The organism is Rhizobium arsenicireducens (assembly GCF_964021225.1).
This window is the reverse complement of record NZ_CAXHYK020000001.1, coordinates 1,316,402-1,338,138: the sequence shown is the minus strand read 5'-3', so window position 1 is coordinate 1,338,138 and position 21,737 is coordinate 1,316,402. Positions and strand designations below refer to the sequence as shown.

18 protein-coding genes are annotated in these 21,737 nt (G+C 61.9%); 8 read left to right on the top strand and 10 right to left on the bottom strand.

Annotation, left to right across the window (positions count from 1 at the left end; all coding sequences use genetic code 11):
• Positions 1-38 precede the first annotated feature (38 nt).
• The 6 genes from ACWPVA_RS06285 to ACWPVA_RS06260 all read right to left on the bottom strand — a co-directional run bounded on the left by ACWPVA_RS06285 (position 39) and on the right by ACWPVA_RS06260 (position 6,592).
• On the bottom strand, positions 39-203 hold the full coding sequence (locus ACWPVA_RS06285; protein ID WP_454286865.1) for a hypothetical protein: 165 nt from the start codon (positions 201-203) through the stop codon (positions 39-41).
• Entirely contained in the window at positions 200-1,558 is a 1,359-nt protein-coding gene (locus ACWPVA_RS06280) for an amidase (protein WP_454286864.1), read from the bottom strand. Before ACWPVA_RS06280 ends, ACWPVA_RS06285 begins: the two co-directional genes overlap by 4 nt.
• Positions 1,548-2,966, bottom strand: a complete 1,419-nt coding sequence (locus ACWPVA_RS06275) for a TRAP transporter large permease (protein WP_454286863.1) — start codon at positions 2,964-2,966, stop codon at positions 1,548-1,550. Before ACWPVA_RS06275 ends, ACWPVA_RS06280 begins: the two co-directional genes overlap by 11 nt.
• The gene (locus ACWPVA_RS06270) at positions 2,963-3,547 is read right to left on the bottom strand and encodes a TRAP transporter small permease subunit (RefSeq protein WP_454286862.1); all 585 of its coding nucleotides are present in this window, start codon (positions 3,545-3,547) and stop codon (positions 2,963-2,965) included. The genes ACWPVA_RS06275 and ACWPVA_RS06270 overlap by 4 nt, the downstream gene beginning before the upstream one ends.
• Positions 3,548-3,630: 83 nt before the next feature.
• Entirely contained in the window at positions 3,631-4,767 is a 1,137-nt protein-coding gene (locus tag ACWPVA_RS06265; RefSeq protein WP_454286861.1) for a TRAP transporter substrate-binding protein, read from the bottom strand.
• A gap of 346 nt (positions 4,768-5,113) precedes the next feature.
• The gene (locus ACWPVA_RS06260) at positions 5,114-6,592 is read right to left on the bottom strand and encodes an NAD(P)H-hydrate dehydratase (RefSeq protein WP_454286860.1); all 1,479 of its coding nucleotides are present in this window, start codon (positions 6,590-6,592) and stop codon (positions 5,114-5,116) included.
• 344 nt (positions 6,593-6,936) lie between these two features.
• Between ACWPVA_RS06260 and ACWPVA_RS06255 the strand changes: the two genes are divergently transcribed.
• The 4 genes from ACWPVA_RS06255 (at position 6,937) to hspQ (ending at position 10,411) form a co-directional block, all read left to right on the top strand.
• A complete protein-coding gene (locus tag ACWPVA_RS06255; RefSeq protein ID WP_015916113.1) occupies positions 6,937-7,275 on the top strand; it encodes a P-II family nitrogen regulator in 339 nt (112 codons plus the stop codon).
• A gap of 63 nt (positions 7,276-7,338) precedes the next feature.
• On the top strand, positions 7,339-8,748 hold the full coding sequence (gene glnA / locus ACWPVA_RS06250) for a type I glutamate--ammonia ligase (protein WP_454286859.1): 1,410 nt from the start codon (positions 7,339-7,341) through the stop codon (positions 8,746-8,748).
• A 327-nt stretch (positions 8,749-9,075) separates the two neighbouring features.
• Positions 9,076-10,008 carry a DMT family transporter gene (locus ACWPVA_RS06245; RefSeq protein WP_454286858.1) on the top strand — a complete coding sequence of 311 codons (933 nt, stop codon included), beginning with the start codon at positions 9,076-9,078 and terminating at the stop codon, positions 10,006-10,008.
• Between the two features lie 73 nt (positions 10,009-10,081).
• A complete protein-coding gene (gene hspQ / locus ACWPVA_RS06240) occupies positions 10,082-10,411 on the top strand; it encodes a heat shock protein HspQ (RefSeq protein ID WP_454286857.1) in 330 nt (109 codons plus the stop codon).
• A gap of 99 nt (positions 10,412-10,510) precedes the next feature.
• Here the strand turns inward: hspQ and ACWPVA_RS06235 are convergent, their stop codons facing one another.
• Complete coding sequence (locus ACWPVA_RS06235) at positions 10,511-11,152, bottom strand: invasion associated locus B family protein (RefSeq protein ID WP_454286856.1); 642 nt, start codon at positions 11,150-11,152, stop codon at positions 10,511-10,513.
• Positions 11,153-11,419: 267 nt separating this feature from the next.
• Here ACWPVA_RS06235 and ACWPVA_RS06230 point away from each other — a divergent pair, with 267 nt between their 5' ends.
• From ACWPVA_RS06230 to ACWPVA_RS06220, 3 genes are all read left to right on the top strand, one after another.
• Positions 11,420-13,222 (top strand): extracellular solute-binding protein, encoded by a 1,803-nt coding sequence (locus ACWPVA_RS06230; RefSeq protein WP_454286855.1) that lies wholly within the window; start codon positions 11,420-11,422, stop codon positions 13,220-13,222.
• Between the two features lie 121 nt (positions 13,223-13,343).
• On the top strand, positions 13,344-14,015 hold the full coding sequence (locus ACWPVA_RS06225; RefSeq protein ID WP_454286854.1) for a DsbA family oxidoreductase: 672 nt from the start codon (positions 13,344-13,346) through the stop codon (positions 14,013-14,015).
• Positions 14,016-14,073: 58 nt separating this feature from the next.
• Positions 14,074-15,018, top strand: coding sequence for a DMT family transporter (locus ACWPVA_RS06220; RefSeq protein WP_454286853.1), 945 nt, complete (start codon positions 14,074-14,076; stop codon positions 15,016-15,018).
• 15 nt (positions 15,019-15,033) lie between these two features.
• On the opposite strand, the gene mfd is transcribed toward ACWPVA_RS06220, so the two are convergent.
• Positions 15,034-18,540: a transcription-repair coupling factor gene (gene mfd / locus ACWPVA_RS06215; RefSeq protein ID WP_454286852.1), complete on the bottom strand. Its 3,507-nt coding sequence runs from the start codon at positions 18,538-18,540 to the stop codon at positions 15,034-15,036.
• The gene (locus ACWPVA_RS06210) at positions 18,537-18,854 is read right to left on the bottom strand and encodes a succinate dehydrogenase assembly factor 2 (protein WP_454286851.1); all 318 of its coding nucleotides are present in this window, start codon (positions 18,852-18,854) and stop codon (positions 18,537-18,539) included. The genes mfd and ACWPVA_RS06210 overlap by 4 nt, the downstream gene beginning before the upstream one ends.
• A gap of 98 nt (positions 18,855-18,952) precedes the next feature.
• Between ACWPVA_RS06210 and recG the strand changes: the two genes are divergently transcribed.
• Entirely contained in the window at positions 18,953-21,058 is a 2,106-nt protein-coding gene (gene recG / locus ACWPVA_RS06205; protein WP_454286850.1) for an ATP-dependent DNA helicase RecG, read from the top strand.
• Here recG and ACWPVA_RS06200 read toward each other — a convergent pair.
• The gene (locus ACWPVA_RS06200; protein ID WP_454286849.1) at positions 21,045-21,734 is read right to left on the bottom strand and encodes a DUF502 domain-containing protein; all 690 of its coding nucleotides are present in this window, start codon (positions 21,732-21,734) and stop codon (positions 21,045-21,047) included. The genes recG and ACWPVA_RS06200 overlap by 14 nt on opposite strands.
• Between the last annotated feature and the right edge of the window lie 3 nt (positions 21,735-21,737).

Below are 21,737 nucleotides of genomic sequence, written 5' to 3'. Positions count from 1 at the left end.
AGTGTTCAAAATGCGTGATGGGTTCTGGGTCGCGAGGCTCAATGATCGCCGGAGCGGTCCTTGTAGACAAAGAAGTCATAACCGACCATGCCCACGGTCAGCAAGATCATCGCGGCGAGATCAAGCCGCGGCACCTTCAGTAGCAATATGCCGACAAATCCGACAAGCACGAGAAATGCGATGATGGACAAGAAGCGGTTCATGGTCGGTTGTCCTCCCCGGAGGTGGAAATGTAGTCGGAAAGCCAGCGGGCGGTCCGGAGCAATCGCCCGTCGTCGCCTCGCCGCCCCACCAGTTGAACGCCCATTGGCAGGCCGTTCTCTGCCTCGAAGACCGGCAGGGTGATGGCCGGCGTGCCGCAAAGCGTCCAGAGGCCGTTGAAGATCGAGTCCCCCGTGCTTTCCAGGCCGGCAGGTGCCGGACCTGGCGCCGACAGCGTCAGGATAGCATCACAGCGATCAAAGATCTCGGCCAGACCGGCATGGAGCACGTCGCGCCAGTCGAGCGCAGCGAGATAGTCGCGCGCCGATATGGCATTGCCGGCGGCAAGGGCCGTGGCAATGGTCGGCGAAAGACTGGCTTTGCCCCGCTGCTCGTAGCGGTAATAGCATTTGGCCATTTCAGCCAGATTGATGCGCTCGCGGATGGCCGGGGCATCGGCAAAGGCATTCGGCAGGGCCGCCTCAAAGCAGTGGTCGCCCAGCATGCCCGCCAGTTCCTCGATGGCGGCGCGGCTCTGGTCATCGGCGCGCTCCCAGAACGGCGTCTTCAGCAAGGCAAAGGTCGGCTTTACCGGAGCATCGCTGCGCGCCAGATGCAGAAGCCGGGGATGCGGCGCCGGCGCTGTGTCCCGATCGAGGAGATCGTGACCGAACAGCACCTCCGCCAGCATGGCCGCATCTTCCACCGAGCGTGCAAAGACACCGACGGTATCGAGGCTTGGCGATTGCGTGAGGATACCGGTGCGCGGTATCGCGCCGAAACTGGCCTTGTAGCCTATCGTGCCGCAGAAAGCGGCTGGCCGGATCACCGATCCGCCGGTCTGGGTTCCGACCGCAAGCGGCACCATTCCGGCAGCCACCGCCGCGGCCGAGCCCGACGACGAACCGCCTGGCGTGTGGTCGGGATTGACGGGATTGCGGGTCTTGCCGGGGTATAGATAAGCCAGTTCCGCCGTCACGGTCTTGCCCATGATGATGGCGCCGGCCGCCTTCAGCCGCTGGACCACCACTGCGTCTTGCTCCGGCATCCGCCCGCTGTCGAATGCGCAACCGTTTTCCGTCGGTATCCGGGCAGTATCGATGATGTCCTTCATCGCCACGGGAATGCCGTGCAAGGCGCCGAGCGGCCGTCCGGACATCCTGAAGACATCCAGAGCCCGGGCCTGATGACGGACAAATTCGGCGTCGAACCAGGCCCATGCCTGCACAGTTTCGTCCAGCGCCTCAACACGGGCAATGCAGGCCTCGGCCAGGTCGATTGCCTTTAGCGCTCCACCGGCGATGCGATCACGCAAGGTGACCGCATCAAGCGACAGCAGCGCCTCGTCACTTCCCATAAAACAACTCCGGCAAGTAGAAGACGATTTGCGGGAACTGGTACATCAACAGCATGGCGATGAAGACCATACCCAGGAAGGGCATGACGCCCGCGAAAATCTGCGTCAGCTTCACATCCGGCGGCGCTATCCCCTTCAGGTAATAGGCCGACATGGCCATTGGCGGAGTCAGGAACGAAGTCTGCAGATTCAACGCCACGAGAATGCCGAAGAACAGCGGATCGATCCCGAACATATCCAGCAGCGGCAGGAAGATCGGAACAAAGATGATGATGATTTCCGACCATTCCAGCGGCCAGCCGAGCAGGAAGATGATCAACTGTGCCAGCAGCAGGAACTGTAACGGCGTGAGGTTCAGACTCTGTACGAATTCGCTGATGACCTGCTCGCCGCCGAGATATGAAAACACCGACGAGAAGGTGTAGGAGCCGACGAACAACCAGCAAACCATCGCGGTCGTTCGTACCGTCAGATAGACGCTTTCGCGCATCCGCTGCCAAGTCATCGCCCGATAGACCACCGCCAGCAGCATGCCACCGAGCGCTCCGATGGACGCGGCCTCTGTCGGCGTAGCCAGGCCAAACAGGATCGACCCGAGGACCGCGAGGATCAGAAAGGCCAGCGGGAAAAACGAGGTCATCACCATGATGACAAGCCGGCCGAACGGCACGTCCGGAACTTCTTCCGCTGTCGGTCGAGGAGCCACGCTGGGCTGTAGGATCGAGCGGCCGATAACGTATGCAAGATAGAGCCCGACCAGCGTGAGCCCCGGCAGCAGCGCCCCGGCGTAGAGCCGCACGATCGAAACGCCCGAGGCTGCCGCATAGACGATCAGCATGATCGAAGGCGGTATGAGGATGCCGAGCGTGCCGCCGGCACAGATGATCCCGGAAGCAAAGGATTTGTCGTAACGGGCTTTCAGCATGGCCGGCAGGGCCAGCAACCCCATCAGGGTCACCACGGCGCCGACGATGCCGGTCGCGGTTGCGAACAACGCGCAGGTGATCAGCGCCGCAACCCCCATGGAGCCGGGCATGTTTTTCGACGCGATGTTCAGCGTGGTGAACAGGCGGTCGACGATATTGGCGCGTTCGACGATATAACCCATGAACAGGAAGAGCGGGATCGCCGTCAGCACCTCGTTGGACATCACCGTGAACGTCTGGTTGATGAACAGGTCGAAGATGCGATTGTTGAACAGCCCCTCGAGCCAGAGCGTGGTGTTGTCCCACCAACCTGCGCCTTCGGCGAGGCGGTCATAGGCGCGCCACATCCGGCCCGCGTCGAAATAGGCGTAATAGCCGAAGCCGATACCCATGGCCATCAGCGTAAAGGCAATCGGAAAGCCAAGAAAGACGACGAGAATAAACAGGCCCAGCATCAGCAGGGCCACTTGCGGATCGGTCATATGTGGCCCCCTGCCTCGGCTTCGGTGACTTTCTTCAACAAGAGGTCTTCCGTTTCCTGAATGTCTTCCTCCGGCTCTACCCAGTAGCCGTCGCGAATGCAGGCGATGCAGCGCAACACCTGGGCTATGCCCTGGATGAACAACAAAATTCCGGCGGCGACGATAATGGCCTTGAACTGGTAGATCGGTATGCCGGCAGGGCTGTTGACACTCACCTCACCGTAGCCCCACGAACGCGCGGCATACTTCCATCCCGCCAGAATGAGAGCAGTGACGCCCGGAAAGAAGAAGATCAGGTAGAGCACAAGGTCGACCACGGCCTGGGTACGGGGCTGCCAGAGGCGATAGATAAAATCGCCGCGCACATGACCGCCGCGCGACAGCGTGTAGGCACCACCCATCATGAAAAGCGAGCCATACATGATGAAGGAAACGTCCAGCGCCCAGGGGGTCGGGCTCTTGAGGACGTAGCGTACGAAAACCTCATATCCCGTGCCGAACGACATCAGGATGATCAGCCAGGCAAACGCCTTGCCGAACCATGCCGACAGATCGTCGGCGAAGCGGATGAATGCAACCATCGGGGCGAGCTTCCCTCTTGACCGGACAAACCCGGCAGCACTGCGCTGCCGGGGCCTCAACAGTTCGAATGGTCAGTAACGGCTCAAAGGGCAAGCTTGCCCGGGAAGTAGTGTTCGTAAGCGAGCGCATAGTCGGGCGAGTTCATGAGCTCGTAGTAGGTGACGCGCTCGACCCAGGCGCGCTGGCTGTCGAGAACCTTCTTCATGAAGGCATCCTTCTCGAGTTCGGTAATCAAGGCGTCCCAGGCCTTCAGCTGTGCGTCCAGGATATCGGTCGAGGTTCGGCGCACGTTTACGCCGCTGTCCTTCTCCAGCTTCTGCAGATCGGCGGAATAGTTGTCCATGGCGATGGCGGTATTGGATGTAGAGGCCGCCTCGACGCTGTAACGCAGGATCGCCTGCAGGTCCGGATCCAGGTCTTCCAAGAAGTCTTTGTTGAACAGGAACTCGAACGATTCCGACGCCTGATGGTAGGACGACAGATAGTAGTTCTTGGCGACGTCCTGTGCACCGAAGCGCATGTCGGATGAAGGGTTGTTGAATTCGAACGCGTCGATCACACCGCGCTCCATCGCCGGCACAATCTCACCGCCCGGAAGCTGCGCAACCGACATGCCCATCGACTGCATGAGGTCGGCGGCCAGGCCAACGGTGCGGTATTTGAGGCCCTGAATGTCGGCGACCGAATTGATCTCGTTCTTGAACCATCCGAACGGCTGGGCAAACATCGGGAAACCGAGCAAGCCGACGACATTCAGCCCAAGAACATCCTGAACCAGCTCACGATAGAACTCTTCGCCGCCGCCCGCATTGAACCATGCCAGCATGGTGGTCGCCGATCCGCCGAAGACGGGTCCCGTGCCGAACAGCGAGGCCGCCTTGTGCTTGCCGTACCAATAGACGGGCACCGAATGGGCAGCGTCAAGGACGCCGTCACTGCATGCATCAAGTACCTGGAAAGCGCCAACGATGGCGCCGGCTGGAAGGAGATCGACCTTCAGGCGTCCGCCGGACATCTTCTCGACCCGCTCGGTGTACTGGCGGGCGAAATCCATCCAGATGTCCGATGCGGGCCAGGACGTCTGCATCTTCATGACGATCGGAGCCTGAGCCAGTACCGCCGGCGCCGCCAAGGCGGTAGCCGTTGCTGCACCACCGCCCAAAACTGTTTTCTTTAGAAAAGAGCGGCGCGAAACCGTCGAATCTTCAAATTTCTGCATGCTTTCCTCCCAGTTTTTTCGGGCATCTCCCAATGCCCTCCTCGCCAAGGACATCTCCCAATGTCCGTTCCCAAGGAATATTATCAATTAGCGAGTGAGCCAATACAAGACGTGCACGAATATATTTAGATAGGTGAATATTATCAACAATTTCGCATGGTTTAGAACGATTTTATAGACGCTGCGACAGGATGTATTTTGCAGTGCAGCGCGCTTGGGTATAGCAGCAGTGATCCATATCGGCGCTATTTGTCGTGTCGATTTGCCGTCCGAATCCGGTTGCGCATCCATCAGTGTGGACCGCCTCATGCGACGTGGATGGTGACGATTGCACCGATGCGCGGCGCTATCGGTCAAGCGGTCTTATGCCATCGGCCAGGGTCTCGGCTGTCAGCCCCTCGCCCGCCCTTCTACCGGCCTCGCCATGCAGCCAAACGCCCGCCGCGGCTGCTTCGAAGGCCGGCATGCCCTGCGCCAGCAGACCGCCGATGATGCCAGCCAGAACGTCGCCTGATCCGGCGGTTGCGAGCGATGACGGCGCATTGGTATTGACCAGCGCCCGCCCGTCCGGTCCGGCAATCACGGTGTCGGCCCCCTTGTAAACGAGGATCGCATGCGCTCGCGCAGCCGCGATATGGGCCATGTCGATCTTGCTGGCGTTGGTGTCCGACGCGATGTCCGGGAACAGCCGGGCGAACTCGCCTTCGTGCGGTGTCAGGACCAGACGGGTCTCATCGCCACCAAACGCCTCGAACAAAGGACGCGGGTCTTCGCGGAAGGACGTAATGCCATCTGCGTCCAGCACGAGGCGCCGATCCTTGAGTGCAAGGGCGAAATCGCGCGCCGTCTGGCCGACGCCAAATCCCGGCCCGAGCACGAAGGCATTGTGGCGCGCATCCTCGAGATAAGCGCCAAGCGCAGAAAGATCCTCTACCGCTTTCAACATCACGGCGGTCAGTTGCGAAGCGTTGGTTTGTAGCGCATCGACCGGCGAGGCGATCGTGACGACGCCGGCGCCAGCCTTCAGCCCAGCAGTCGCCGAGAGTCGCGCGGCGCCGGTCGCTGTCGCAGGGCCGGAAAAGACGGTTAGATGGCCTCGACGGAACTTGTGGGCCTCAAGGTCGACGGAAGGCAGCAGATGGGACCAGGCGGCCGGGGTGTTGACCCGGAAGCCCTCCGCCTCGTGCGCGATGATACGCTCTGGGATGCCGATATCGAAGACTTCGACCGATCCGCAAAGCTTGCGGCCCGGCAGCAGTACATGACCGGGCTTGCGCGTCATGAAGGTTATGGTGTGCAGTGCCTGGAACGAGGCACCGAGCACCCTGCCCGTCCGGCCGTCGAGCCCGGAGGGCAAATCGACGGCGATGACCGGCAACCCGGCTTCTCCGACCTTGGCGATGACCGCTGCTACGATGTCTGGCACAGTGCGATCGAGGCCGGCGCCGAAGATCGCGTCGATGATCGCGTCGCCCTGTCGAGGCTCGTAGCACTCAAGCTTCTCACCGGGGATTGCACAAAGTGAAAGGGCCAGTGACGCATCGCCCTTGAGGCGCGCCCGATCGTCAAGGAAAAACACGGCGACCTCGCAGCCCGTATCGGCAAGCGCCCGTGCTGCGACATAGCCGTCCCCGCCATTGTTGCCGGGGCCGCACAACACGACGAAGCGCAGTGCTCCGGGCAAGAGCCTGAGGGCTGCCGCTGCGACGGCCCGGCCTGCCTTTTCCATCAGGCCAAAGGAATCAATGCCCGACCGCGCTGCTGCCTGATCGGCACGTCCCATCGCAGCAGGTGTCAGCAGCCAGTTTTCACGATCGCGTTTCATCCCACCATCAAAGCAGATTCCACGGCAGCGGGGAATGGAAAGCGTGCTCAAGTGGCAAATGGTGAAATAATGCGCATATGCACAAATGTTGCCCTTCCAGTTGTGCTGAAATGTGTGGCAGGCGGTCATTTGCCGTTTTGCCTGCGACGAAAGAACCGCGCGAAAAATTAGTTTTTTGGCAAAATGGACTCGCGTTTTGCCCTGTCTTGCGCGAGATTTCGATTGGAAGCGCGAAATTTTACCGTTTTCGATCGCAGTTTGCGCCAAAACTGGCACGTTACATGCATCGAGTTGGCCGAGCGGGACTTTCCGCCATGTTGAGGGAAGCGGAGATATATTTTCTCATGAAAAAGATCGAAGCGATCATTAAGCCTTTCAAGCTGGACGAAGTGAAGGAAGCCCTTCAGGAAGTCGGCCTGCAGGGTATTACGGTCACGGAAGCCAAGGGCTTCGGCCGGCAGAAGGGCCATACTGAATTGTACCGCGGTGCGGAATATGTGGTGGACTTCCTGCCCAAGGTGAAGGTCGAGGTCGTCCTCGCCGACGAAAACGTCGAAGCTGTCATCGACGCGATCCGCAATGCCGCCCAGACGGGCCGGATCGGCGACGGCAAGATTTTCGTTTCGAACGTCGAGGAAGTCGTTCGCATCCGTACCGGTGAAACGGGCGTCGATGCCATCTAGTCGGTCTGTCCCGCCCTGCGGGACCGGACTTCATCATCGTCATCACACTCAAGGAATTCAAAAATGACGACCGCACACGATATTCTGAAGCAGATCAAGGACAACGACGTCAAGTTCGTCGACCTGCGCTTTACCGACCCGAAGGGCAAGCTGCAGCACGTCACGATGGACGTCGTCTGCGTCGATGAGGACATGTTCGCCGACGGCGTCATGTTCGATGGCTCCTCGATCGGCGGCTGGAAGGCGATCAACGAGTCCGACATGGTTCTCATGCCCGACCTGGATACGGTCCACATGGATCCGTTCTTCGCCCAGTCGACCATGGTCATCATTTGCGACATCCTCGATCCGGTTTCCGGCGAAGCCTATAACCGCGACCCGCGTGGCACCGCCAAGAAGGCCGAAGCCTACCTCAAGGCATCGGGCATCGGCGACACCGCCTTTGTCGGTCCGGAAGCCGAATTCTTCGTCTTCGACGACGTGAAGTACAAGGCCGATCCATACAACACCGGCTTCAAGCTCGACTCGACCGAACTGCCGTCGAACGACGACACCGACTATGAAACCGGCAACCTCGGCCACCGTCCGCGCGTCAAGGGCGGCTATTTCCCGGTCCCGCCGATCGACAGCCTGCAGGACATGCGTTCCGAAATGCTGACCGTGCTCGCCGAAATGGGCGTCGTGGTCGAAAAGCATCACCACGAAGTGGCCGCTGCCCAGCACGAACTCGGCATCAAGTTCGACGCGCTGGTGCGCAACGCCGACAAGATGCAGATCTACAAGTATGTCGTGCACCAGGTCGCCAATGCCTATGGCAAGACGGCCACCTTCATGCCGAAGCCGATCTTCGGCGACAACGGCTCGGGCATGCACGTCCACCTGTCGATCTGGAAGGACGGCAAGCCGACCTTCGCCGGCGACGAATATGCGGGCCTATCGGAATCCTGCCTCTACTTCATCGGCGGCATCATCAAGCATGCCAAGGCGCTGAACGCCTTCACCAACCCGTCGACCAACTCCTACAAGCGTCTGGTCCCGGGCTATGAAGCGCCCGTCCTGCTGGCCTATTCGGCCCGCAACCGTTCGGCCTCCTGCCGTATTCCGTTCGGCTCGAACCCGAAGGCCAAGCGCGTCGAAGTCCGCTTCCCGGACCCGACCGCCAACCCCTATCTCGCCTTTGCCGCCATGCTGATGGCCGGCCTCGACGGCATCAAGAACAAGATCCATCCTGGCAAGGCCATGGACAAGGACCTTTACGACCTGCCGCCGAAGGAATTGAAGAAGATCCCGACCGTCTGCGGTAGCTTGCGCGAAGCGCTGGAAAGCGTTGACAAGGATCGCAAGTTCCTGACCGCCGGCGGTGTGTTCGACGACGATCAGATCGACTCGTTCATCGAGCTGAAGATGGCCGAAGTCATGCGTTTCGAAATGACCCCACACCCGGTCGAATTCGACATGTACTTCTCGGCCTGACAAGGCGTGGACCGGCTCTCCAGTGGATGGCCGGTCACCTGAAAAACGGAACCGGCACGGCCCGATGGGCCAAGCCGGTTTCTTGTTCCTGGCGTGCATTCGCGGCATAATTCGGTAATTTCAAATTGTTGCGTCTGTTTCCTTATGTAGCGATTTAGGATTCAACCTCATGAATTGTGCCCGATTGAGGTGGTTGCCGATCAGTCAGCCGAGCGGGCGCCCAAGGTCTTACTGCTTTCCAAGCCGACAAGGTCTCTGTGGTCGTCGCTGATTGGCCGGCCCCCGGCCCGGCACTATCCTCCCTGCTCCGAAAGATCGCTGTCCTCGATGCCTCAATCCAATGCCTCCTCAGGTGCGAGACCCCTCGACTGGGCCCTCTTCCTTTTGGCGCCCGTGTTCTTCTCTTCGAATTTGATCTTCGGCCGGGGCATCACGGGTGACATTGCCCCCTTCACCACCGCATTCCTGCGCTGGGCAGGATCTGCGCTGATCATCTTCCCCTTCGTCTATTCCGAGCGTGCCCTGTGCCTCGCTTTCGTCAAGTCTCACACCGCCATCTGGCTCGTCCTTGGCATCCTTGGGATGGGGATCTGCGGAGGCTTCGTCTATTGGGCGCTGACACTGACGACAGCGTCGAACGCGACGCTCATCTATACGACCTCTTCGTTGTTCATCATCCTGCTGCAATGGCTGTTCCAGGGGCGCAGGATTTCATCCGCCGAAATCATCGGCATGGTTGTCGCCTTTGGCGGCGTCGCGGTGATCGTTCTCAAGGGCGATTGGACTGCCCTCCTCCACCTGCGATTCAACATCGGCGATTTTGGCATTCTCGCTGCGGCAATCGCCTTTGCGCTCTATTCGCTACTGTTGCGCCATCCGGCGGTCCAGGCCATGCCGCCCATGCCGCTCTTCGGGCTTTTGGCGCTGTCTGGCACGCTCGTCCTTATTCCGCCGGCACTCTATGAGGTTCTGACCGGCGGTCTGCTGCCGGATACGACGAGCGATTGGACCAAGCTTCTCGGCATCATCCTCTTTGCCTCTCTCGCCGCCTTCTACTGCTTCCAGCATGCGGTCCGGGTGTTCGGCCCGGCAATGGCCGGCGTAACGCTTTATCTCATGCCGCCCATGGCGATCATCATGGCGGTGCTATTCCTGGGTGAGCGGTTCCAGGCGTACCACGCCGTCGGGATCGTGCTGGTCATGGGTGGATTGGTTCTCGCGACCGCACCCGGTCGGCGCGGCGGCAAGCCTGCGGCCTGACGGCGAAAACATGGTCAGGTCTTGATGTTTTGCGGTTCCCTCCCCAAATCCATGGGGAAAGGAAGTGAAGCCCATGAAACACAGCAGCGCAAAATTTGGCATCGGGGAAGTTGTCCGTCACAAGGTCTTTCCGTTCCGCGGCGTCGTGTTCGATGTGGATCCGGAATTCGCCAACAGCGAGGAGTGGTGGAACGCCATCCCGGCAGAAGTGCGACCCGCGAAGGATCAGCCCTTCTACCACTTGCTCGCCGAGAATGACGAAACCGAATACGTCGCCTATGTCTCCGAGCAGAATCTGGAAAAGGACCCCAGCGGAGAACCGTTGCGCAACCCTCAGATACAGCAGATCTTCGTGCTGGAGCAGGCCGGACGCTATAAGCCCAAGGCGAGCTTCGCGCACTGAGGGATCTCGCAAAGGAACGTGGCGGATCGCCGGAACGCAATGAACCAAAAAGAAAGGCCCGCATCGCGGGCCTTTTTCATGTCTGAGAGAAGCGAATGATCAGTTGCCCTGTTTGGCGGCGTCCTGAGCGTCGTTGATCGCCTTGTTGCGCTCTTCCTGCTTTTTCTGCATGGCTTCCTGCAACAGCCGCTGGCGCTCTTCCGCCTGTGACTGCGACATGGCCTCGCCATCATAGGCGCCGGTGAACCCCTCGAGCGCGATCTTGATCGGGTTGGGAGCGCGGCGGAAGTTGACCGAGGTGAACACCACCTCATTGCCCTTCTTCAGGCTGGCGATGACAGCGTCTGTCAGCGGCATTTCTGCCGTGCAGCGGTCCGGAAGGCAGACGGCATAGTCGAGCTTGGTGCCCTTGGCGCCATCGATCTGCATCATGATGCCCGGCGGGATAAGGCGTGCCGACGGAACGGTTACCTGCAGGATCTTGCGGTTGACCTTGCCTTCGACCGAGATCAGGCCAACGGCCGTGATCAATTGGCCGTTCTGGGCGACCAGCTGGTTCTGAACGACGCAGACATCGGCCTCCTCCTGCTTGGTGCAGGTCTTGAACCACTTGGCCTGGCCGGCCGCTGCTGGTGCGGCGGCGTCCTGGGCGCTGACAACCGTCGGGGCAGAAGCCGCGCCGAGGGTCAGAACGAGAGCAGACAGTGCCGTCCGCGTAGCTTTGGTTGCATTGAACATCATAACCTAATCCGTCTCCTGAAAACCGACATCGGGCACTTGTAAAGGCCGCGACACTCGCCGGTCGTGCTGCCTGTCAACTGTCGTCGAAATGAGGCAAATACATGACCTTGGCACCCGGATCCCCTGTTACATCGCGAAGTCCGGAATATCCAGTCTTTCTTTGGGGGTATACGGGAGCAACGCGGCTTTTTGCATGGCGATGTGTTTGTATTATGGTGTTCATGCTAGCTTCGCTGAGATTCTCGGACCTCGCTGAAAGGATACTTCGTGCGCCGCATCGCCCTCAGCCTGCTTTTTCTCGCCCAGTGCACTCTTGCCCACGCCGAGCCCATGCATGGCATCGCCATGCATGGCGAACCGGCACTCAGCGCGGACTATAAACATTTCCCATACGTCAATCCGCAGGTGAAGAAGGGTGGCAAGATCAACTACGGGGTCGTCGGTACCTTCGACAGCCTGAACTCATTCGTCCTGAAGGGAATGCGCACCACGGCACGCGGCATATGGGATCCGGAGTACGGCGCCCTGTTCTACGAATCGCTGATGACGCGCTCGAGCGACGAGCCTTTCTCGCTCTACGGCCTACTTGCCGAAACAGTCGAATGGGACGAGGACCGCACTTTCATCCAGTTCAATCTCAATCCGAAGGCGCGCTGGCACGACGGCAAGCCGGTGACGGCCGAGGACGTGATCTTCTCCTTCAATCTGCTACAGGAGAAAGGCCGCCCACCTTACAACAAGCGCCTCGCGGTCGTCGAAAAAATGGAGAAGGTCGGTGAAAATAGCGTCCGCTTCTCCTTCAACGAGCTGGCCAATCGTGAGACGCCGCTGATCCTCGCCATGTCGCCGATCCTGCCAAAGCATGCGGTTGATCCGGAGATTTTCGACCGGAGTTCGCTCGAAATCCCGCTCGGATCCGGGCCCTACAAGATCGGGTCGATCAGGCCCGGTGAGAAGATCGTCTACCAACGTGATCCGGACTATTGGGGCAAGGACATTCCGTCGAAGATCGGCTTCGACAATTACGACGAGATCTCGGTCACCTATTTCCTCCAGGATTCCACGCTGTTCGAGGCCTTCAAGAAGGGCGACATCGACATCTATCCCGAGGGCGACTCTGGCCACTGGGCGCGCGCCTATGACTTCCCAGCGGTCAAGAACGGCGACGTCGTGAAGGAGGTTTTCCAGCCAGGCCTCCCCTCCGGCATGCTTGGCTTCGTCTTCAACACCCGCCGGGCAATCTTCGCTGATGCCAAGGTGCGCGAGGCCCTATCCTACGCCTTCGATTTCGAGTGGGTGAACAGGAACCTTTATGGCGGAGCGTTCAAGCGTAGCCAGAGCTTTTGGCAGAACTCGGCGCTCGGCGCGTTCGGCAATGCCGCCGATGAACGCGAACTGGCGCTTCTTGGGCCCGCCAAGGAACGGATTGCCCCGGAAATACTGGCGGGAACCTATGCCATGCCCGTTTCGGACGCTTCAGGCGCTGATCGCAAGATCCTGCGACAGGCCGTCTCGCTGCTGGCCGAGGCGGGCTACGCTATCAAGGGCGGGAAGATGGTGGATGCCTCGGGCAAGCAGCTTTCCTTTGAAGTCATGACACAGAACGAAGGCCAGGAGAAAATGGCGATCGCCTATCAGCGCGCACTGGCGCTGATCGGCATCCAGATGACCATCCGTACCGTGGACGACGCCCAATACCAGTCACGCTCGAACAGCTTCGACTACGACATGATCGTCAAGGCCTATACCTCGTCGCTGTCGCCCGGCGCCGAGCAATTCAACCGCTGGGATTCGTCGTCGCGCGATGCCCAGGGCAGTTTCAACTATGCGGGCGTCGCCGACACCGATGTCGACCGCATGATCGACGCGCTGGCCAATGCCCGCAGCATGGAGGACTTCCGCGCCGCCGTGCGCGCCTACGACCGGCTCCTGGTCGCCGGGCACTATGTTGTGCCGCTCTACCATATCGGAGAGCAGTGGCTTGCCCGCTGGCAGCATATTGCCCGGCCGGAGCGGAGCCCTCTCTATGGCTACCAGCTTCCAGTGTGGTGGGATGCCCGCGCACAATGATAGAGCTGTTCAGTCGTTTCGGGGCGGTTGCCGCAAGGGAACCGGTTGAAATGTGCCGCGATTGCCCTTACGTGGCAGCGATCGGTCATTTCGGCCCTGAGCCGCCCGGAAAGGAAGCACCATGGAACGCATCACCATCGACATCGTCTCGGATGTCGTCTGCCCTTGGTGCTATCTGGGCAAGGCGCGCCTCGATATCGCCATTGGCGAGGTGCAGGACGAGATCGGCGTCGACGTCAACTGGCGCCCCTACCAGCTCAATCCCGACTACCCACCGGAAGGCGTCGATCATCAGGCGGCGCTCGCTGAGAAGCTTGGCGGCAAGGACAACATGGATCGCGCCCACGACCAGTTGCGCGAACTCGGCTCCGCGGTCGGCATTGTGTTTGATTTCGGCGCCATCAAGGTCGGACCGAACACGCTCGACGCGCACCGTCTGATCCATTGGGCGGGCGTGGAGGACCGGGAGATACAGAACCGCGTCGTCTCGGCCCTGTTCAAGGCCAACTTCGAGGAGGGCCGCAATGTCGGCGATCCGTCCGTACTGCTCGATATCGCGGAAAAGGCCGGTCTCGATCGCGCCCTTATCGACGCCTTGCTGACCGGCGACGCGGACAAGGCTGAAGTGCTGGGCGAGATCGAAGCAGCCCGGCAGATGGGCGTGAACGGCGTTCCCTTCTTCATCTTCGACCAGCAATATGCAGTGAGCGGCGCGCAGACGCCGGACGTGATCGCGGGAGCGCTGCGCGACATCGCCCGGATGAAATCCGAGGCGCTCTCGAAACTCAATTGACGCGCTGCGGGAAGCTTCGTAAGCACGGCTGATCTCCTTCCTCCCGGGACATTCTGCCGTGCGCTCCGATCTCATTCTTCGAGGCATTCTCATCGCCTTTACGGCCTTTGCCGCCTATGCGGTGTCCGATGCCTGCGTGAAACTCATCGAGGGGCGCGTCAGCCCCTTCGAATTAGGCTTCTTCGGCGCCGTCTTCGGCATCGCCGCCCTGCCCTTCCTGATGAAGCGCGGCGATCGCTGGCAGGACGTGCTGGCCACCACCAATCGTCCGCTGTGGCTGCTGAGGTTCTTTTCCGCCGGCGCCGGAATCATCGGCAGCGTTACCGCCTTCACCCATCTGTCGATGGCCGAGGCCTTCTGCCTGATCTTCCTTCTCCCCTCCTTCGTCACCATCATGTCGGTGGTGTTCCTGAAAGAACCGGTTGGCATCCGCCGCTGGGGTGCGGTGATCATCGGCTTCATCGGCGTTCTCGTCGTGCTGCGCCCGGGTTTCCGCGAACTTTCCATAGGTCATGTCGGCGCCGTCTTCGCCGGCCTCGGCGGGGCGTTGTCGATCGTCATTTATCGCGCCATCGGACCGTCGGAAAAGAACATCTCGCTTTATGGCGCAGGCCTGCTCGGCGGGCTCGTCATCTGCGGATTGCTGATGCTCGGCGATTTTCGCTGGCCGACGGGCCAGGAATGGCTGCTGCTCGCCGGCTATGGCCTGCTCGGAGCGCTGGGCAACGTCCTTTTGATGTACTCTGCCTTCTACGCGCCTGCCGCCGTTGTCGGACCCATCCAGTACAGCCAGATGCTGTGGGGTATTCTTTTCGGCTACCTGATCTTCGGCGATCGCGTCGACCTGCCCATGGTGGCCGGCATCGCGCTGATCATCGGCTCCGGTCTGCTCACCATCTCGCGAGAGCGCACGAAGGGCGTCGCCCTGCCGCTTGCGGTTGCCGGTAAGGACGAGGCGGCGCTGGCAATCAAGCCGGAAGACGAGACCGCCGCCCCGTTATAGCGTATCCGCACCGGATCAGGCCTTCGCCAGTTCCGCCAGATGCGTCATCACCACCGCCGCGCCGGACAGGCGCTTCTCCGGGGTCGGAAGATCACGGGTCAGGAACACACTCTGGTCCGGACGGATCTTCGCCATCGACCCCTGCTTGGCGATATAGCCGACCAGGGCTGCCGGGTTCGGGAACTGCTTGTTGCGGAACTGCACGACCACGCCCTTGGGGCCGGCCTCGAGCTTCTCGACATTGGCCTTGCGGCACAGCGCCTTGATGTAGACGACCTTCAGGAGGTGCTGGACCTCGATCGGCAGCGGTCCGAAGCGGTCGATCATCTCGGCGCCGAAACCATCGATCTCGTTCAGTTCGGTGATCTCGCCAAGCCTCCGGTAGAGACCGAGGCGCAGATGCAGGTCCGGCACGTATTCGTCGGGGATCATCACCGAGGTCCCGACCGAAATCTGCGGCGACCAGCCGCTGTCAGTGACTTCGTCGATGCCCTTCACCTCGGCGACCGCCTCCTCCAGCATGTGCTGGTAGAGTTCGAAGCCAACTTCCTTGATGTGGCCGGATTGCTCTTCACCGAGCAGATTGCCGGCGCCGCGAATGTCGAGGTCGTGGCTCGCCAGCTGGAAGCCGGCGCCGAGCGTGTCGAGCGATTGCAGCACTTTCAGGCGACGCTCTGCGGTCGTCGTCAGCACCTTGTTGACCGGCAGCGTGAGGAGCGCAAACGCCCGGACCTTGGAGCGGCCGACGCGGCCGCGCAACTGGTAGAGCTGAGCCAGGCCAAACATGTCGGCGCGATGCACGATCAGCGTATTGGCGGTCGGCACATCGAGACCGGATTCGACGATGGTGGTCGACAGCAGCACATCATAGCGGCCGTCATAGAAGGCGTTCATGATGTCTTCGAGTTCGCCCGCCGCCATCTGGCCATGGGCGACCGCGACCTTCAGTTCCGGCACGTCGGAGGCCAGAAACGCCTGGATGTCGGCAAGGTCCGCCAAGCGCGGGCAGACGTAGAAGCTCTGGCCGCCGCGAAAATGCTCGCGCATCAGCGTCTCGCGGATCACCAGCGGATCGAAAGGCGAGATGAAGGTGCGCACCGCCATGCGGTCGACCGGCGGCGTGGTGATCAGCGACAGTTCGCGCACGCCGGTCATGGCGAGCTGCAGGGTGCGCGGGATCGGCGTCGCCGAGAGGGTGAGCACATGCACGTCGGTCTTCAGGTCCTTCAGCCGCTCTTTGTGCTTGACGCCGAAATGTTGTTCCTCGTCGATGATCAAGAGCCCCAGATTGGCGAAGTTGACGCCCGTGCCGAGCAGCGCATGGGTGCCGACGACGATGTCGGTCTTGCCTTCGGCCACTTCCTTCTTGACGAGGTTCAGTTCCTTGGTGCCGACCAGACGCGAAGCCTGCTGAATGCGGATCGGCAGCCCGCGGAAGCGCTCGGTAAAGGTCTTGAAGTGTTGCCGTGCCAGCAGCGTGGTTGGCACGACGACGGCGACCTGGATGCCGTTCATCGCCGCGATGAAGGCGGCGCGTAGCGCCACTTCCGTCTTGCCGAAGCCGACGTCGCCGCAGATCAGCCGGTCCATCGGCCGGCCCGCGCCAAGATCGCCGCGCACCGCTTCGATGGCGTTCATCTGGTCTTCGGTCTCGTCATAGGGGAAGCGGGCGGCGAACTCATCGTAAAGACCTTCCTGGGTGGTCAGCACCGGTGCCATGCGCATCATGCGTTCGGCGGCGACGCGGATGAGCGCGCCCGCCATGTCGAGCAGCCGCTTCTTGAGCTTGGCCTTGCGCATCTGCCATGCGCCGCCGCCCAGCTTGTCGAGCTGTGCATCGCTGAACTCCGAGCCGTAGCGCGACAGGAGATCGATGTTCTCGACCGGCAGGAAGAGCTTGGCGTCGTCGGCATAGCGCAGCTCGAGGCAGGCATGCGGCGCGCCGGCCGCCTCGATGGTGCGCAGTCCGACGAAGCGGCCGATGCCGTGCTCGGCATGGACGACGATCGAGCCCTCGTCCAGTCCTGCCACTTCCGAGATGAAGTCGGCGGCGCGTTTGCGGCGCTTGGAGCGGCGCACCATGCGGTCGCCGAGAATGTCCTGCTCGCCGACGATGACGAGGTCGCCGGCTTCGAAGCCACCCTCCAGGCTGAGCACGGCTGTCGCCGCCTCGCCCTTCTTCAGTCCGTCGAGATCCTTGAGCGCCGAGACTGGCTTGAGGTTGGCAAGGCCGTGTTCGTCGAGCACCTGCAGCAGGCGGTCGAGCGAGCCCTCGGACCAGCCGGCGATCAGCACCTTGGAACCGGCCGCGCGCTTCTCGGCAATGTACTTCACCGCCTGGTCGAAGACGTTGGTGCGCGTATTGCCCTCGCCCGTCTCGATCGCTGTCTTGGCCCAGCGCGGGCCGGGACGCGCGGCGATCTCGATCACCTTGCGTGCCTCGCCGTCATGCTCGGCAAACGGGGTGAGCCGGAGCGGCGCATGCGTATCCAGCATCCGGCCGAATTCGCCGGCGCCGAGATAGAGCCGCTCGGGCGGGACCGGCTTGTAGGGCGTTCCCTGGGACAGGTGACCCTTGCCGGGCGTGCCGGTGTTCAGCCGCGCCTCGTAATAGTCGCGGATCAGCTTGGCGCGCTCCTCGGCCGCCTCCCGCACGGTATGGTCGGTGACGATACGGAAGCCCTGGAGATAGTCGAACACCGTGTCGAGATGGTCGTGGAACAGCGGCAGCCAGTGTTCCATGCCGGCATAGCGCCGGCCTTCGGATACGGCCGCATAGAGCGCGTCATCGCGGGTGGCGGCGCCGAACAGCGAGAGATAATTCTTGCGGAACCGGCTGATCGAATCCGGGGTGAGCGTCACTTCGCTCATCGGATGGAGATCGAGCGAACGGGCCTGACTGATGGTGCGCTGGTTGGCCGGATCGAAGGTGCGGATGCTCTCCAGCGTGTCGCCGAAGAAATCGAGGCGGACCGGCTCCTCCGAGCCCGGCACGAAGACGTCGAGAATGCCGCCGCGCACGGCGAATTCGCCGACCTCGCGCACCGTCGCCACGCGCTCGAAACCGTTGCGCTCCAGCCGGGCGGCGATGTCGTCCATCTTGATCTGGTTGCCGGGGCGGGCCGAGAATCCGAGGCTGTCGATCACCTCGGCCGGCGCCACCTTCTGCAGCATGGCATTGACGGTGACGAGAACGATCGCCGCATGCGGCTTCTTGCCATGGGCGACGAGGCCGGACAGCGCCGTCAGGCGTCGCGCCGACGTATCGGCCGAGGGCGATACGCGGTCATAGGGCAGGCAGTCCCAGGCCGGAAGCGTCAGCACCGGGATTTCGGGGGCCGCGAAGGACAGGTTCTGCTCGATGTCGGCCATGCGCTGGCCGTCCGACAGTATATAGGCGACCGGCTGGCCGAGGCGGGCGAGTTCCGCCAGCACGAAGGCGTCCATGCCGTCCGGCACATGCGAGACGGTGAGCGCGGTTTTTGCCGCCGCGATCGTCCTGGTATCGAGAAGCGAGATCATTCCGAGCGTCCGAGCCCTTCCACGGTGACAGGCGAGAAATCGGGGCGACAAGCGGCGATGCGCTCGAACAGCGGGGTCTGAAGATGCGCGGGCACAGGCGAAGCGCCGGTGATGTATTTCACCAGGTCCTGGTCCTCTTCGCTCATGATGCGCTCCAGCTCGTCGAGCGTTGCGTCGTCCATGGTGGCGATCTCGGCCTCGGCGAACTGGCCGAGGATCAGGTCCATTTCGCGGATGCCGCGGTGCCAGCAACGGAACAGGATGCGCCGGCGGCGCGGATCGAGTTCTGCACTGCTGAGGATCAAACCGGTCATATGCAATCACCTTCCTGTTGATGCGCCTCTATAGCGCCGTCCCAGCCGCTTGTCAGCCTTGCCAAGCCGGTAATTCTCGGCGCATTTTGCCAGCCATCATGCGGCCAACGCTTCTCGACCCCCTGTTTGCTTCCGTCGCTTCGCTGTCCGGCGTCGGGCCGAAGCTTGCGCAATTGCTGGCGGGCCTGCTGGGCCGCGAGGATGCCGAGGACGCCCGCGTCGTCGACCTGCTCTTCCTCGCCCCCTTCCGGCTGATCGACCGGCGCAACCAGCCGGGCATTGCGCTCGCCCAACAGGGCGCGATCGTGACGATCACCGGACGGGTCGACCGCCACCAGCCGCCGCCGCCCGGCAAGTCCAGCCTGCCCTACCGCGTCTTCCTGCACGACGAGACCGGAGAGCTGGCGCTCACCTTCTTCCGCGTCAAGGGCAACTGGCTGGACAAGGCCTTGCCCGTCGAAGAGACGATCATCGTGTCGGGCAAGGTTGACTGGTTCAACGGCCGGCCATCCATGGTGCATCCGGACCTGATGGTGAAGGCGAGCGAGGCGGAGAACATGCCGCTGGTCGAGCCGGTCTATCCGCTGACCGCCGGGCTTTCGCCCAAGGTGCTGCGCAAGCAGATCGAGCATGCGGTGGAGCGGGTACCGGAATTGCCCGAATGGGCGGATCCGGCGCTCGTCACCCGGCAGGGATTTCCGAGCATCCGCCAGAGTTTTGTTGACCTGCATCATCCGCGCGACGAAATGGACGTCGATCCGCAGGCGCCGGCGCGGCGCCGGCTCGCCTATGACGAATTCCTCGCAGGCCAGGTATCGCTCGCGCTGGTGCGGCAGAAGCTGCGAAAGGTGCCGGGCTCGCCGGTCAAGGCAACCGGCGAGATCTCGGGCAAGATCCTCGCTGCCCTGCCCTTCTCACCGACCGGAAGCCAGACGCTCGCGATCGCCGACATTTTGAAGGACATGGCCTCCGACACGCGCATGCTGCGGCTGCTGCAGGGCGACGTCGGCGCCGGCAAGACGCTGGTCGCCCTGCTCGCCATGGCGGCGGCCGTCGAGAGCGGTGGCCAGGCGGTGCTGATGGCGCCGACCGAAATCCTGGCGCGCCAGCACCATGCGACAATCTCGAAATTTGCCGCGAGCGCCGGCCTCAAGGTCGAGGTGCTGACGGGCCGCACCAAGGGCAAGGAGCGCGAGGCGATCACCGAGCGGATCGCGTCCGGAGAGGCGCAGATCATCATCGGCACCCATGCGCTCTTCCAGGACACGGTGAACTACAGCAACCTCGTGCTGGCCGTCGTCGATGAGCAGCACCGTTTCGGCGTGCACCAGCGCCTCCGCCTGACCGCCAAGGGCATCTCCCCGCACATGCTGGTGATGACGGCCACACCCATTCCCCGCACGCTGGTGCTGGCCGCCTTTGGCGACATGGATGTCTCCAAGCTGACCGAAAAGCCGGCCGGGCGAAAGCCGATCCAGACGGTGACGGTGCCGAGCGAGCGCACCGGCGAGATCGTCGAACGGCTTCGCGCCGCCGTCGCCGATGGCAAGAAGGCCTACTGGATCTGCCCGCTGGTCGAGGAATCCGACGTGTCCGAACTGATGTCGGCCGAAGAGCGCTTTGCCGTTCTCGAAAAGGCGATCGGCGCGCCGATCGGCCTTGTGCACGGCCGGATGAGCGGACTGGAGAAGGATGCGGCCATGCTCGCCTTCAAGAACGGCGAGACGCGGCTCCTCGTCGCCACCACCGTCGTCGAGGTCGGCGTCGACGTGCCGGACGCGACGATCATGGTGATCGAGCATGCCGAGCGCTTCGGCCTTGCCCAGCTGCACCAGTTGCGCGGCCGCGTCGGGCGCGGCGACGAGGCATCCTCCTGCATCCTGCTCTACAAGGGGCCGCTAGGCGAGACCGGCAAGGCGCGCCTGTCGATCCTGCGCGACAGCGAGGACGGTTTCCTGATCGCCGAGGAGGACCTGAAGCTGCGCGGCGAAGGCGAATTGCTGGGAACGCGACAGTCCGGCACGCCAGGTTTCCGCATCGCCAGCCTCGAGGCCCATGCCGACCTGCTGGAAATCGCCCGCAAGGATGCCGCCTACCTGCTCGAACGCGATCCTGACCTCATGAGCCCGCGTGGCGAGGCCGTACGCACGCTGCTCTACCTGCATCGCCGCGACGAGGCGATCAGGTTCCTTAGGGCGGGGTAACGACGGTCGCTGCATCTTCGGTGGCGGCGGCCTTGTACTCCGGTGTCACAAGACCAGCCGAGATCAAGAGCTTCACGCCCTCTTCCGGCGACATGTCGAGAAGCCGCAACTTGCTCCGCGGAACGAACATCAGGAAGCCGGCGGTCGGCACGGGCGTCGGCGCCAGGAACACCGCCACCATCTCCTCGCCGTCTTCGCCCAGTTTCGCGGCAATCTCGCCCTTAGCGTCGGTCGAGACGAAGACGAGCGCCCAAGTGCCGGGAGACGGAAATTCGATCAGCCCGACCTTCTTGAACGAACTCGACTGCTCCTTCAGCACGGTCTCGAAGATTTGCTTGGTGCTCTTGTAGACGGTACGTACCAGCGGCATGCGGTGCAGAATCGACTCGCTATAGGCGACGATTGAACGACCGATCAGGTTCTTGCCGAGGAAACCGATCAGTGTGATCGTCGTGAGCGCGATCAGCAGGCCGAATCCCGGAATGGCGAATTGGAGATAGCTCTCCGGATTATAGCGGTTGGGAATGTACGGCTTCACCCAGCTGTCCGCCCAATGGATAAAGGACCAGGTCAGCCAGACGGTGATGGCGATCGGTGCACAGATGATCAGTCCGGTCAGGAAATTTATCCGGATACGTGTCGCCAGCGAGATGCGCTCGAGACTGCCGTTCGTCATATC